The following is a 13,134-nucleotide window of genomic DNA, read 5'->3' as shown; positions in this document are numbered from 1 at the left end:
CGGGACCGGTCACACCGGGACAGGGGCCCTGCGGCGGAGCGCGGCCAGCACGAGACCGGCCGCGGCGAAGCAGGCGAGCGCGTAAGGGCCGCTGCCGACGGGGGTGCCATCGCGGGTGATCCCGTGGTCGGCGGCGAAGTACGCCGGCAGCGCGCTGACCCAGATCACGGCCAGCACGCCGAGGTAGAGGGCGGGGTAGACGCGGACGAAGGCGGACGCGGGCTCGCCGGTCGCCGCCCGTCCCGTCGCCACGACCCAGCCGCCGGCCAGCCAGACCAGGGCCAGCTCGGCACCGAGGATCCACGCCTGGGCCGTGGTGTTGCCCTGGAACAGGCTCGCCGGCAGCCCGGCGACGACCATGGCGAGCGGGGTGAGGACGCCGGCCAGCAGGATCCGCGGCACCAGCCGCCCGCTTCCGGCGAGCCGCACGACCAGGTACGTCATCGCCGCCATCGAGACGGACGCGAACAGCAGCGCGCTCGTCATCGGCACCGAAGCCATCGCCGGCTGGTCGACGATCCGGTTGCCCGGGTTCCACGCCCACCACTTCAGCTGCGGTCCGATGTGGTCGAACACCTCGTAGAAGACCTGGCACACGAAGGCGACGGCCACGGCGCCGCGCAGCGGGCCACGGCGGCGGAAGATGCCGAGCGACCGCACGAGCTCGTACGCGAGCTGGGTGAACATCGGGTAGAACGCCACGATGTACAGCGGCAGCCGGTCGCCCATCAGCTGCACCGTGAACCGGTTGTGGGCGAAGACGAAGCCGTAGATCCGGTCGAGCCCGAACCACTCCGGGAAGTACAACGGCGGCTCGGTGACGAACAGGTAGACCAGGGACGTCCACCACAGCGCCAGGTTGACCGGGTCGCCCGCGCGGTACCGGCGCAGGGCGTGCACCAGCGCGAAGACCGCGCCGCCGAGGACGAGCACCTCCAGCACCGGCATCGTCCAGTTCTCGAGGTCCCAGGGGAACCGGACCGAGACCACCTGGGCGACGTCGTGGCAGTCGAAGCCGAGCCCGCGGGTGACGGCTTCGGCGTCCGGCCCGCACCCGGACGTCATCGCGTGGCCACCGTCGAGTAGTCCGTGGCCGGCGGTTCGGCCCGCGGGTCGAACCCGGACGGGACCCGGTGCCGGCCCAGCGCGGCCCGGATCCGGTAGCGCACCAGCCCCGCGAGCACGCGCGGGGTGCGCAGCATCGCCCCCAGCGACTCGTCGAGGTTGAACACCTTGGCGAAGTGCTCGTCGATGACGTCGTCCTCCCGGGCGGCGCCGACGATCAGGCTGAACGCCGGGCCGGACACGGCCGCGAGCAGCCGGCGCCGCCACTCGGGCGGCTTCTCGGTGCCCACCGCGCACTCGTAGCCTTGGTCCCGGGCCATCGCGAGCCGCCACGGCACGTTCAGCAGCTTGCGTTGCGCCGCGAGGAACCTCGCGCTGAACCCGGCGTCGAGGCCGCGGGCGAGGTGCTCGCGCAGGAGCAACGCCGAACCCGCCGCCGAGCTGATGCCCTGCGCGTAGAACGGGTTGAACGCGCAGATCGAGTCGCCGACGAACGCCAGGCCCTTCGGCGGGTTGCCCATCCGGTCGTAGCGCCGCCACCGGTTGCCGGTCGAGCGGGTCAGGTGCACCTCCGAGACCGGGTCGCACCGGTCCATCGCGGCGGCGAACAACGGCGTCCGCACCCGGCGGGCCACCTCCACGAACGCGTCGGTGGTGCGCGGCATCTCGAGGCCCCACGAGCCCATGCAGGCGATGACGCGGTTCCCCTCGATCGGGAAGAAGTTGACCAGGAACTCGTGCTCGGCCGGGTGCTCGCCCTTGTCCGGCGTCGGCATGATCACCAGGTGCTGCCACCACCACGACGGCGGCCGCTCGGCCGCGGAAGGCAGGTCGTACCAGCGCGAGGTGTAGGTGACCTTGGCGTCGAGCGTCCGCACTTCGACCTCGGGCCAGCCCGCCGCCACCAGCCACGAGCCGACCGGGGAGCCGCGGCCCATCGCGTCCACGACGAAGTCGGCGTCGACGTGGGAGCCGCCGAAGCCGACCCCGGTGATCCCGCCGTCCCGCACGGTCAGGCCGGTCACCGAGACACCCTCGCGGACCTCGACGTTGGCCAGTTCGCGCACCTTGTCGCGCAGCACGCGCTCGATGAGGATGCGGGAGCCGTAGATCATCGTCATCGCGCTGCGCTTGCGCGCCGACCAGCCCGGCCCGTCGAGGTAGGCGGCGTCCATCGACGGCATCAGGTGCAGGCCGCCCGCCGCGACGAGGTCTTCTTCGAAGCCGGGGAACAGCGCCCCGATCGCGCGGCGGCCGGAGTTCAGCAGGAAGTGCGGGTGCTTGCTCTGCGGGACGCCACGCCGGTGCTCGGCTTCCGCCGGCAGTTCGTCGCGTTCCAGCACCAGCACTTCGTCGAAGGAGGGGGCGAGGGCGCCCGCGGCACACAGGCCGGCGGCACTGCCCCCGAGCACGACGGCGGTCTTGCCGAGCCGCACGAGGATCAGCTCCTCTCGTCATTCATACACTTGGACGACGAATGTATGAATGACGAGAGGGCGTGTCAAGCGGCCGGCACGCGCAGCCCGGCGAGCGGGACGTGGTGCTGGCCCGCGTGCATGTCCCGGTCCCGCAGCGAGCCCTGGCTCACCGGGCGCGGGAAGGAGATCTTCACGACGTTGAGCGACGGGATGCGGAAGATCCGGACCGTGCTCGCGTCGACCCGGTAGAGCGACGCGATCACGCGTTCGTCGAGGAAGGACTCGTCGGCGGCGACGCGGTAGGCCTCGGCGTCGCGCAGGAACAGCTCCATCGTGACCCAGAACGGCCCGGCGTTCTTGGCCCGGACCTCGCGGGCCAGGTCCGCCAAAGTGGTGTCAGGCAAGGGTTCCCTCCCCCAGCTCGATCCGGAACAGGTCCAGCGGCGCGCAGTCGGCGACGTGGTTCAGCACGAACTCGTACGCTGCGCCGCGCTCCACCTCGGCCGGGGACGAGGCGAACGCGAAGCTCGGCAGGTAGTCCATCGACGGCGTCGGCAGGTGCAGCATCAGCGGGTTCGCCACCTTGGCCACGGCCGTCGCGGTCGCCTGGTCGGGCGCGTTGACCAGCAGCATCACGCCCACCTCGCGCGGCGGCCCGGTCTCGGGTTCGAGCTCGCCCAGCACCGCGTTGTGGCCGTAGAGCCGCAGGTCGAACGCGTACTCGTCGTCGGCGAGGCCGAGGGTCTGGCCGACGCGCCGGGTGATCAGCACCCGCATCAGGGCGGCCCACTCGTCGATGTCGGCGAGCACGAGCGGGTCGCGGATCGCCGAGAACGACATCGTCTCGTACCCGGTGATCCGCGCGCCTTCGAGCTTGATCGTGTACTGGTCCGCGACGTGGAACCGGGAGCCTTCGACGCGGACGATCCGGTCGTCGACGGCGGTGTACCGCGCCTCGCGGACGTCGAGCGTGCCGTCGGGTTCCCGCATTTCGAAGGGGTTCGCGGTCTCGTAGAGCATGTGCGCGGCCACCAGGATCGGGGTGCACGCCGCCATCGGGTCGAGGGGTTCGATGGTGAAGCCGCCGGCGTCGATCGTCGCCAGGACGCCGCCCGCACGCGGGTTGTCGGTGCACTGGCCGCCGCACTCGATGATCTTGGCCGCGTGCCAGGTCGGTCCGGCGGGCAGGCCCATCATGAGCGGGTAGGCGGCCGCCACCGCGGTGTCCGTGGCCCGGCCGGCGAGCACGACCTGGGCCCCGGCCCGCAGCGCCTCGGCGATCGGCTCGTGGCCCATCGCGCCGACGATGTGGGTGCAGCTTTCCAAGGTCTCCGCGTCGAGTTCGCCCAAGGGCGGCAACGGGTGCACGCGGCCGGCGCCGAGTTCCTCCTTGAGGCCGGCGGCGTCCTGCTCGCTGTAGATCCGCGCGACCCTGAGGTGCAGGCCTTCTTCGGCCATCACCTCCGCGGCGATCCCGGCGACCCAGTCGACGCCGGCGTCGGTCCCGCTCGTGCCGCAGGAGCCGACGACGACCGGGATCCCCGCGCCGGCGGCGGCGGTCAGCAGGCTGCGCAGGTCGCGCGCGACCGCCTTGGCCGTCGTCTTCGGGGTTGCGGCGCCGAGGTAGTACGGGCCGGAGTCCGTTGAGCCGCCGTCGATGCTGATCACGTCGGCACCGAGGGCGATGCCGCGTTCGACCGTCGCGTGGTCCCAGCCGGCCCCGAGCATCCCGCTCGGCGCCAGGATCCGCACTTTCTCCATGGTCCTCATTTCTCTCCGTTCACCACGAACCGCGCCCGCCCCGCGAGGGCGTCCACGAGTTCTTCGGCTCCCCGCAGGCCGGCGGCCCGGCGCGCTTCGGCGGTCTGCCCGGCCAGGTGCGAGCAGACGACGATCCCCGCCACCCCGCGCAACGGGCTTTCCGACGGGAGTGGTTCTTCGGCCACCACGTCGAGCATCGCGCCGGCGATCTCCCCCGCCCGCACGGCGGCCACCAGCGCGTCCTCGTCGACGATGGCGCCGCGGGCGGTGTTCACCAGCACGGCCGTCGGCTTCATCCGCTTGAACGCCGGGGCGTCCAGCAGGCCCCGGGTCCGTGCGGTCAGCGCGGTGTGCACCGAGACGTAGTCCGAAGTGGACAGCAGCTCGGGCAGGCCGGCGAACCGGACCTCCGCCGACGGGACGGGCGTGGTCGTCGTGCAGACCACGGTCATCCCGAAGGCCCGGGCCAGCGGGACGACCGCCCGCGCGGTGGCGCCGTGGCCGATCAGCCCGAGCGTCGCCCCGCGCAGCTCGTGACCGTCTTCGCGCGGCCAGCCGCCGGCCGCCACCCCGGACGCGGACTGCACGAGCCGCCGCGCGCCCGCGAGCAGCAGGCCCATCGTGTACTCGGCGACGGCGTTCGCGTTGACGCCGGGCAGGGTGCTGACGCTGATCCCCCGCCGGGCCGCGGCTTCGACGTCGATCGAGTCGTAGCCGACGCCGGTCCGCACGATGACGCGCAGCCGCGGCGCCCGGGCGAGCACGCCGGCCGTCAGCGGCTCGTTCGCCACCAGAGCCGCGTCGATCCCGGCGAGCGCGGCGACCAGGTCTTCCGGATCGCGGCGGCCGGTCATCGGCGAGTGCACGGTTTCCAGTCCCGCGCCCCGCAGGTACTCGTCGGCTTCGTCGCCGGGACGCAGGAAGTCCGCGGTGACCAGGACGCGCTTCACAGGGCACGCCCGTCGCCCCGGCGGCGCTGCAGCACCGCGACGCGCGCGACCGCGAGCACGGCGAGCAGCGTCACGACCCCGACGTCGAGCAGCATGAACGGCCAGCCCGTCACGTCGACCATGGCGCCGACGAGTGCCGGGCCGGCGAACCCGCCGCTCGCCCAGCCGACGGTGTAGAGCCCGGTGTAGGTGCCGATCACCCGCGCGGACGGCGCGAGGTTCCACAGCACGACCGCCATGTTGACCATGAACGCCGACGCGCCCGCGGACGCGGCGCACATCGCGGTGACCGTGCCGGCCGGCGTCGGCACGGCCGTGCCGAGCACCATCGCGACGGCGAACACGACCATCCCGGCGAGGATCACCCGCAGCCGGCCGAAGCGTTCCGCGAGCAGCGCGACCGGGTAGGCGGCCGCGATGAAGGCCAGCCCGCTGGGCAGGGTCAGCCCGCCCGCGTCGCCGCGCGAAAGCCCGAGCACCTCCATGCCGTAGTTGGTGACGAGCGACCGCGAGGCGAACCAAGCGCCGCCGAAGGCGAACACGGCCGCGATGACCAGCAGCCGGCTGCGGTCGGGGTCGCGCACGATGTCGCGCAGGACGTCCCGCATCCGCACCCGCGGCGACGCCTCGGCGTGCGCTTCGCGGTCTTCTGCGAGCGCGGCCTGGTAAGCCGGGGAACGACTGTCGCGCACCTTCCACGCCAGCACGGCCACGGACCCGACCATCAGCACCGCGGGGATCGCGAAGGACAGCTTCGGGTGGTCGTCGACGAGGAAGATGCTGATCAGGGCGGCCACGATCACCGTGATGCTGGAGGCGACCTTGACCGCCGCGTTGGCCCGGCCGCGCCGCTCCGGGCCGATGTAGTCCGGCAGCAGGGACTCGGCGATCGGCTTGAAGGAGTTCGCGACCAGCGCGTAGCCGAACATGGTCAGGACCAGCAGCGGCAGTGAGGCTGCGGCGTGCGGGATGAGCACGAACAGCACGGCCGCCACCGGCATGCCGGCGACGAGGTACGGGATGCGCCGCCCCCACGCGGTGCGGGTGCCGTCCGAACGGTTGCCCATCCACGGCTGGATGAAGATGCCCAGCAGGTTGTCCATCCCCATCAGCGCGCCGATCAGCGCGGCGCTGCCGAGGTGCGTGCGCAGCAGGGGCGGGACCTGCGAGTCGTAGAGGTTCCACGTCGACTCCTGGGCGAAGACCGCCAGAGCCACGAAGAACGTGATGCGCCCGGTGCGCACGCGCGGGGTGGTCAACGCCATCGTCGGCCCCTTCCGTCCTGGTGATGGCCGCTACCGTACTTTTGCTATAGCAAGATGGTCAATAGTTGCATGTGGTTTTTGCCATGACCACTAGACTGGCTACATGGAGAGCGTCACCACCGACACCCTGGCCGACCGCGTGTACCGCGCCCTGCGCGACGCGATCACCACCGGCGAACTGCGCCCGGGGCAGAAGGTCACCGAACGCGGGTTCGCCGAACGGCTGTCGGTCAGCCCGACACCGGTGCGCGAGGCCATCCGGCGGCTCGAGCAGGACGGCCTGCTCGAGCGCAGCGGCCCGCGCACGGTGAAGGTCGCGATGTTCGGCGGCGTCGCGATCGCCGACCTCGCCGAGGTCGAGGTCGGCCTGCGCGGAATGGTGGCCCGCTTCGCCGCCCGCCACGCAACACCGGAGCAGCTCGACCGGCTCGACGCGATCCTCGACGAGGCCGACGATCTGCTGATCCTGATCAAACAGCGCCACGAGTCCGGCCAGGACGTCGCGAAGCACGTGGGCCGGCTCTTCGACGCCATGCAGCGCTTCAACGCCGTTGTCGAGTCCTGCGCCGGGAACCCGGTGCTCGTCCGGCTGCTCGACCAGACCCGGGTGTTCTCCGGGCCGGAACGCCGGTCCCGCGTGCTCGAGCGCGTCAGCGTGGACGAGACGTTCGGCCTCGACCGCTACACGACGCACCGCAAGCTCGTCCACGCGCTGCGCGCGGGTGACTCGGCGGCGGCCGAAGCCTTGGTGCTCGAGGACGCTCGCGGCGGGCTCGGCGACCTCCTCGCGGGCGCCCGGTCCTGACGATCCACGACGGATGGCCGTATCCAAGCGGTGTCCGGGCTGGCTAACCTCCGCTCGTGAAGATCCTGGGTGCTGTTTTCACCGTGCTTTCGGCCGTCGGTTTCGTGGTTCCCCTCGCCCCGCCGGCCCCGGCTTCGGCATCGACGCCGGCCGAGAGCTGGGTGGGCCCGCTGAGCACGCGCGGCCGCTACATCGTCGACGCGAACGGCAACCGGTTCAAGCTGAAGGCCGCCAACTGGCACGGCGCGAGCGGCACGTGGACCGGGTCCGGGGACGTCGACGACCCGGCCAACCACCACGCCGGCGAGATCGCGTACCAGACGCCGCTGGGCCTGGACCGCGCGTCGATCGACACCGTGATCGACGGGCTGGCCCAGCTGGGCCTCAACAGCGTGCGGCTGCAGTTCTCCAACGCGATGATCCACGACACCCGGCCGGTGCCCGACCTCCCGGCCAACCCCGGCCTGCACGGCCTGACGCCGCTGCAGGTGTACGACCGCGTCGTCGAACGGCTGACCGCGCGCGGGTTCGCCGTGATCCTCAACAACCACACCACGACGTCGCGCTGGTGCTGCGGGCTCGACGGCAACGAACGGTGGAACACGGCGCAGTCCGAGCAGCAGTGGCAGGACGACTGGCTGTTCATGGCCCGCCGCTACGCCGCGAACAAGCGGGTCGTCGGCGCCGACCTGTACAACGAGGTCCGCCGGAACACCTTCGACGACCCGAACTGGGGCTGGGGCAACGGAACCGACTGGCAGCGCGCGAGCCAGCAGGTGGCCGACCGCATCCAGACCGAGGCCAACCGCGACCTGCTGATCATCGTCGAGGGCATCAACTGGACCGGCCTGCCCATCGACGGCTTCCCGCACGGGCGCCCGACGCTGGAGCCCGCGCGCACCCTGTCGCACACGCTGATCGACTCCGGGAAGCTCGTCTATTCGGCCCACTTCTACGGCTACACCGGCCCGAACCACTCGGGCGCGACGGGCGTCGGGGAGACGCACGACCCGCGCTACCGCGACCTTTCGCCGCAGGACCTGCGCGACACCCTGTACCGGCAGGCGTTCTTCGTCGAGCAGGACACCGGCAAGCACTACACCGCGCCGCTGTGGATCAGCGAGTTCGGCGAAGGCCGCAACACCACCGACCCGGCGTCGCGCGCCTTCTTCGAGAACTTCGTGAACTACCTCGCCGAGACCGACACCGACTTCGCCTACTGGCCCGCGGTCGGTTTCCAGACCAACGGATCCGGCGACGGCTGGTCGCTGCTGGCCTGGGACGCCGCCGGCCACCGCATCGACGTCCTCGACGGCACCGACTGGCGCGGCCCGGCCTGGCAGCGGCTGGTGAACGCGCCGTCGCGCACCGGGCAGATCCCGCCGGCCGAGCACTGGTCGATGCTCAACCTGGACTACGCGGACTTCCAGCCGTCGCGTGCGGTCCGCGCGCTCGGTGACTGGGATTCGGGGGCCCGCAAGGGTGCCTGCCCCGACGGCCAGCGCCTGACGGGCCTCGCCCACACCGGCGGCCGCGGCCTCTGCACGGGGACGATCGCCACGCCCACGAGCTACACGGTGGTGCGCGACGAGTCCTATGTGGACACGGACTGGGCGTCCGGCTACACGAAGGCGCAGTGCCCGCCGGACCACGCGGTGGCCGGCTACAGCTTGCGCGGCGCGGCGGTTTCGGCGGTGCTGTGCGGCCGCTCGCCGGTACCCCTCGGCCGCACGGGCCGCACGGTCTGGTTCGACCGCGGCGACAACCGCCCCTCGGGCGACCCGGGCGGCGACTTCGCCTCGGGCAACTACAAGGGCCAGTGCGCGCCGGGCGAGTACGTGGCCGGCGTGGCGTACACGGGCCGCGTCGGCGCCAGCCGGACACCCGACGCACTCCTCTGCCGCAGCTAGTCGTGGGCTCAGCTGATGAAGCCGGCCGCCTTGAGCCAGTCGTGGGCGACCGTGGCCGGCTTCTGGCCGTCCACGCTGACCTTCTTGTTCAGGTCCGTGAGCGTCGCCGTGTCGAGCTTGGCCGCGATCGGGGTGAAGACCTGCTCCAGCTGCGGGTACTTCTTCGCCACCGCCGAGGCGATCGTGATGGCCGGGTTGTACGTCGGGAAGAAGTGCTTGTCGTCGTCCAGCACGACGAGCTTCTGGCCCGCCACGCGCCCGTCGGTCGAAGCGACCGAGCCGAAGCCGCACGGGTCGCCCTTGCCGATGCTCGGGTAGACGACCGCGTCGTTGAGCAGGTGCACCTGCGGCTCGGGCAGGGTGAACCCGTAGGTCTTCTCCAGCCCCGGGAAGCCGTCGTCGCGGCTCTTGAACTCCGGGCCCATGCAGGTCGACGCCGTCGCCGGGTCCTTCTTGGCCAGCGCCGCGTAGTCCGACAGCGTCTTGACGCCGGTCTTGGCGACCGTCGCCGGGTTGCCGGCGACGGCGTAGGTGTCGTTGGCCGGCGACCGCGCCCACCAGGTGACGTTGTTCGCGGCATCGGCCTGCTTGACCGCGTCGTACTGCGCCTGCGGGTCCGCGATCGGCTTGGTCTGCTTGAGGTAGCTGATCCACGCGGTGCCGGTGTACTCCCAGTACAGGTCGACCGCGCCGGTGGTGAGCGCCTGGCGGACGTTGCTCGAGCCGGTGATGTTGGTCTTGTCCTGCGGGCTCGCGCCGGCCGCCTGCAGGGCGACGAGCGCGATCTGGCCGAGCAGCAGCTGCTCGTCGAACTCCTTGGAGCTGACCCGGATCTGCGCGCCGGCCAGCGCGTCGATCTTCTTGATGGACCCCTCGCCCACCTGCGTGCCGCCCTGGCCGGTGCCGATCGTGCACCCGGCCGTGACCGCCGCCGTCACGAGGACGACCGCCGTCGCGCGTCGAAGTTTCCGCATGGTTGCTCCTCCTTGGATCGGACTACAGGCCGCGCGGGTGCAGGACCTCCTCGGCCACCAGGCCCAGCCAGTCGGCGAACAGCGCCAGCGCGGCGACGACGATGCCGAAGGTCAGGCTCAGGATCGGGCGGTACAGGCCGATCCCGGCGACGAGCCCGCCACCGAGACCGCCACCGTCGATGAAGGTCGCCAAGGTCGCGCTCGCGACGGTGAGCACCAGTGCCGTGCGGATCCCGGCGAGGATCACCGGCACGGCCAGGGGCAGTTCGATCCGCCAGAGGATCGCCGTCTTCGTCATGCCCATGCCGCGCGCGGCGTCGACGACGGCCGGGTCGACGCCGTCGAGCCCGACGATCGTGTTGCGCAGCACCGGCAGCGTCGCGTAGACGACCAGCGCCGTCACCGCGGTCACTGTGCCGGTGCCGGCCCAGAGCGCGAGCAGGACGACGAGCCCGATCGACGGGATCGCCTGGCCGAGGTTGCCCAGCCCGAGCCCGAACGGCCGGGCCCAGCGGGCGCCGGGGCGGGTGAGCAGGACGCCGAGCGGCAGCGCGAGGGCGATGGTGCACACCGTCGAGATCAGCGTGAGCCGCACGTGCGCGCCCAGTTCGGCGAAGATCTCGTCCGCGTTGAGGTAACGCTGCTCGATCGAGTCGATCGGCTGCGCGCGCACGAGCAGGAACAGCGCCAGCAGGCCGAGCGTGAGCAGCACCGGGCGGACCAGCAGGCCGAGCCGGCGCCGCCGCGGCGGGCTCTTCGACGCCACTTTGGGTGGTGCCTCGGCCTCCGGAACGGGCGCCGGCGGCACCGCGTCGCCCGGCCGGAGCGCGGCGACCAGGCGCGGCACGTCGCACACGCCCAGCGCGCGTCCGGTGTCGTCTTCGACCAGGACCGCGGTGGCGCCGGTGCGGACCATCGTGTCCAGCGCGTCGCGCAGGCTGGCCTCGCGCGGGACCGGCGGCAGCCCGGCCGCCACCGGCCCGAGGTCCAGGTCGGCGACGCGGGTCAGCGCGAGCCGTTTCAGGTTCCGCTTCGAGCCGACGAAGGACGCGACGTAGTCGTCGGCCGGCGCGGCGAGGATCGCCTGGGGCGTGTCGTACTGCGCGAGCACCGAACGCGGCCGCAGCACCGCGATCCGGTCGCCCAGCTTCAGGGCCTCGTCGAAGTCGTGCGTGACGAACACGATCGTCTTGCGCACTTCCCGTTGCAGCCGCAGGAACTCGTCCTGCAGCCGGGCGCGCGTGATCGGGTCGGTGGAGCCGAACGGCTCGTCCATCAGCATCACCGGCGGGTCGGCGGCCATCGCCCGCGCGACGCCGACGCGCTGCTGCTGGCCGCCGGAAAGCTCGCGCGGGTACCGGGTGGCGTGCTCGCGCGTCAGGCCGACGACGTCGAGCAGCTCGCGCACCCGGCCGGCGATGCGCCGGCGGGGCCAGCGGAGCACCCGCGGCACCACGCCGATGTTCGCGTCGACGCGCAGGTGCGGGAAGAGCCCGATCTGCTGGATGACGTACCCGGTGTGGCGCCGGTGCTCGTCGAGGTCGAGCGCCGACACGTCGGTGCCGCCGACCGTGACGACGCCGGAGGTGGGCTCGACGAGCCGGTTGATCATCCGCATGGTGGTCGTCTTGCCGCACCCCGACGGCCCGGTCAGCACGACGATCTCGCCCGCGGGGATCCGCATCGTCAGCCGGTCGACGGCGGGCGCGCCTTGGCCGGGGTACTGCTTGCTCAGCTCCCGCAGCTCGATCGTCTCGCCGCCGGTGCCGGCCGCGGCCGAAGGCGCGATCTCACCGAGCGGCCGCGGCCGCCGCCACGTCGTCAGCTTGCCGGCCACCACGAAGGCCAGGTCGAACAGCAGAGCCAGGACGACGATCCCGAGCGTCCCGGTGAGCACCTGGTTCAGCGAGTTGACCGAGCCGAACCGGCCGAGCCCGTCGAAGATCTCGTTGCCGAGCCCGGGCCCCTTGACGTACGCGCCGATGGCGGCGATGCCGATCGTGATCTGCGTCGACACCCGGATGCCCGAGAGGATCACCGGCCAGGCCAGCGGCACCCGCACGCGCCACAGCACCCGGACGCGGCCGAGACCCATCCCGCGCGCGGCGTCCACCACGGCCGGGTCGACGCCGCGCAGCCCGACGATCGTGTTGCGCGTGATCGGCAGCAGCGCGTAGAGCACGAGCGCGAACAGGACGTTGGTCAGCCCCAGCCCGAAGGGCCCGATCAGGATGCCGAGCAGCGCGATCGACGGGATGGTCAGGAACGCGGCGGTCGTCGTGGTCGCGACCTCGCCGAGCCACTTCCGGCGGTAGGTGAGCAGGCCGGTCGACACCCCGACCAGCACGGCCAGCACGACGGCGGCGAGGGTCAGGTCCACGTGGCGGATCGCGTCGTTCACGACGTCGACCCAGTTCTCGCGGAGGTACTCGAACAGGCTCAGGACCCCGCTCCTCGCCGTCGCAGTGAACAACCGACCGGATCACGCCCGGCCCCGCACAACCCCAACACGCCCGCACGGCTCTTGTCCACACCCGCGGCCGTCGCCCGCCGGTTGCCCGCCCGGGACACGGATCGGGGATTTTTCGGGCACCGGGGGTTCCGGGACCTCGCCCTTTGCTACTTTCCCCGGAAGGATTGTTTGAAAGTTTGATGATTGTTCGTCTGGACGTCAGGAAGGTCGCGTAGTGGCGAACCCGCTGGTGGCAGAGACGAAGGATTCGACGAAGGCGTATTCGGGGATTTCGCTGTTGGAGTCGGCGAATGATCTGAAGTCGGCGATCGAGAGTGGTGACTGGGCGTCGGTCGCGATGGGTGCGGTCGGGACGGCGTTGGATGCGTTGTCGATGGCGATGGATCCGTTCGGGGCGATCCTGGCGGCCGGGGTCGGCTGGTTGATGGAGCATGTGGGGCCGTTGAAGGAGGCGTTGAACGGGCTGACCGGGAACGCCGATGAGATCGCGGCGCAGTCGGAGACGTGGAAGAA

The 13,134-nt window shown here is 71.8% G+C and carries 11 protein-coding genes; 3 read left to right on the top strand and 8 right to left on the bottom strand.

The window, feature by feature from the left end; genetic code table 11:
* Positions 1 to 9: 9 nt before the first annotated feature.
* From ACWEN0_RS38865 to ACWEN0_RS38840, 6 genes are all read right to left on the bottom strand, one after another.
* A complete protein-coding gene (locus ACWEN0_RS38865) occupies positions 10 to 1,065 on the bottom strand; it encodes a hypothetical protein (protein ID WP_451985030.1) in 1,056 nt (351 codons plus the stop codon).
* Complete coding sequence (locus ACWEN0_RS38860) at positions 1,062 to 2,501, bottom strand: NAD(P)/FAD-dependent oxidoreductase (protein ID WP_451985028.1); 1,440 nt, start codon at positions 2,499 to 2,501, stop codon at positions 1,062 to 1,064. Before ACWEN0_RS38860 ends, ACWEN0_RS38865 begins: the two co-directional genes overlap by 4 nt.
* 65 nt (positions 2,502 to 2,566) lie before the next feature.
* Positions 2,567 to 2,887: a DUF4387 domain-containing protein gene (locus ACWEN0_RS38855; protein WP_451985026.1), complete on the bottom strand. Its 321-nt coding sequence runs from the start codon at positions 2,885 to 2,887 to the stop codon at positions 2,567 to 2,569.
* Positions 2,880 to 4,244: an acyclic terpene utilization AtuA family protein gene (locus ACWEN0_RS38850; protein WP_451985379.1), complete on the bottom strand. Its 1,365-nt coding sequence runs from the start codon at positions 4,242 to 4,244 to the stop codon at positions 2,880 to 2,882. Before ACWEN0_RS38850 ends, ACWEN0_RS38855 begins: the two co-directional genes overlap by 8 nt.
* A gap of 5 nt (positions 4,245 to 4,249) precedes the next feature.
* On the bottom strand, positions 4,250 to 5,194 hold the full coding sequence (locus ACWEN0_RS38845; protein WP_451985024.1) for a phosphoglycerate dehydrogenase: 945 nt from the start codon (positions 5,192 to 5,194) through the stop codon (positions 4,250 to 4,252).
* Positions 5,191 to 6,459: an MFS transporter gene (locus ACWEN0_RS38840; RefSeq protein ID WP_451985022.1), complete on the bottom strand. Its 1,269-nt coding sequence runs from the start codon at positions 6,457 to 6,459 to the stop codon at positions 5,191 to 5,193. The genes ACWEN0_RS38845 and ACWEN0_RS38840 overlap by 4 nt, the downstream gene beginning before the upstream one ends.
* A 103-nt stretch (positions 6,460 to 6,562) precedes the next feature.
* Between ACWEN0_RS38840 and ACWEN0_RS38835 the strand changes: the two genes are divergently transcribed.
* Together ACWEN0_RS38835 and ACWEN0_RS38830 are read left to right on the top strand one after the other, a co-directional pair.
* Positions 6,563 to 7,264, top strand: a complete 702-nt coding sequence (locus tag ACWEN0_RS38835) for a GntR family transcriptional regulator (RefSeq protein WP_451985020.1) — start codon at positions 6,563 to 6,565, stop codon at positions 7,262 to 7,264.
* Between the two features lie 65 nt (positions 7,265 to 7,329).
* Complete coding sequence (locus ACWEN0_RS38830) at positions 7,330 to 9,174, top strand: glycoside hydrolase family 5 protein (protein WP_451985377.1); 1,845 nt, start codon at positions 7,330 to 7,332, stop codon at positions 9,172 to 9,174.
* Between the two features lie 8 nt (positions 9,175 to 9,182).
* On the opposite strand, the gene ACWEN0_RS38825 is transcribed toward ACWEN0_RS38830, so the two are convergent.
* On the bottom strand, positions 9,183 to 10,148 hold the full coding sequence (locus ACWEN0_RS38825; RefSeq protein ID WP_451985018.1) for a glycine betaine ABC transporter substrate-binding protein: 966 nt from the start codon (positions 10,146 to 10,148) through the stop codon (positions 9,183 to 9,185).
* 22 nt (positions 10,149 to 10,170) lie between these two features.
* Entirely contained in the window at positions 10,171 to 12,621 is a 2,451-nt protein-coding gene (locus tag ACWEN0_RS38820; protein ID WP_451985016.1) for an ABC transporter permease subunit, read from the bottom strand.
* Between the two features lie 214 nt (positions 12,622 to 12,835).
* Between ACWEN0_RS38820 and ACWEN0_RS38815 the strand changes: the two genes are divergently transcribed.
* On the top strand, positions 12,836 to 13,134 hold a 299-nt coding region (locus ACWEN0_RS38815; protein ID WP_451985014.1), incomplete at its 3' end, for a hypothetical protein.

This window comes from Amycolatopsis sp. NPDC004378 (assembly GCF_053602455.1).
The sequence above is the reverse complement of the archived record's forward strand: the minus strand, read 5'-3'. Positions and strand labels throughout refer to the sequence as shown.

Bases quoted from the DNA above. Each gene is read 5' to 3' on its own strand.
- ACWEN0_RS38835 (WP_451985020.1), top strand. From the start codon at position 6,563: ATGGAGAGCGTCACCACCGACACCCTGGCCGACCGCGTGTACCGCGCC.
- ACWEN0_RS38825 (WP_451985018.1), bottom strand. From the start codon at position 10,148: ATGCGGAAACTTCGACGCGCGACGGCGGTCGTCCTCGTGACGGCGGCG.
- ACWEN0_RS38840 (WP_451985022.1), bottom strand. From the start codon at position 6,459: ATGGCGTTGACCACCCCGCGCGTGCGCACCGGGCGCATCACGTTCTTC.
- ACWEN0_RS38850 (WP_451985379.1), bottom strand. From the start codon at position 4,244: ATGGAGAAAGTGCGGATCCTGGCGCCGAGCGGGATGCTCGGGGCCGGC.
- ACWEN0_RS38865 (WP_451985030.1), bottom strand. From the start codon at position 1,065: ATGACGTCCGGGTGCGGGCCGGACGCCGAAGCCGTCACCCGCGGGCTC.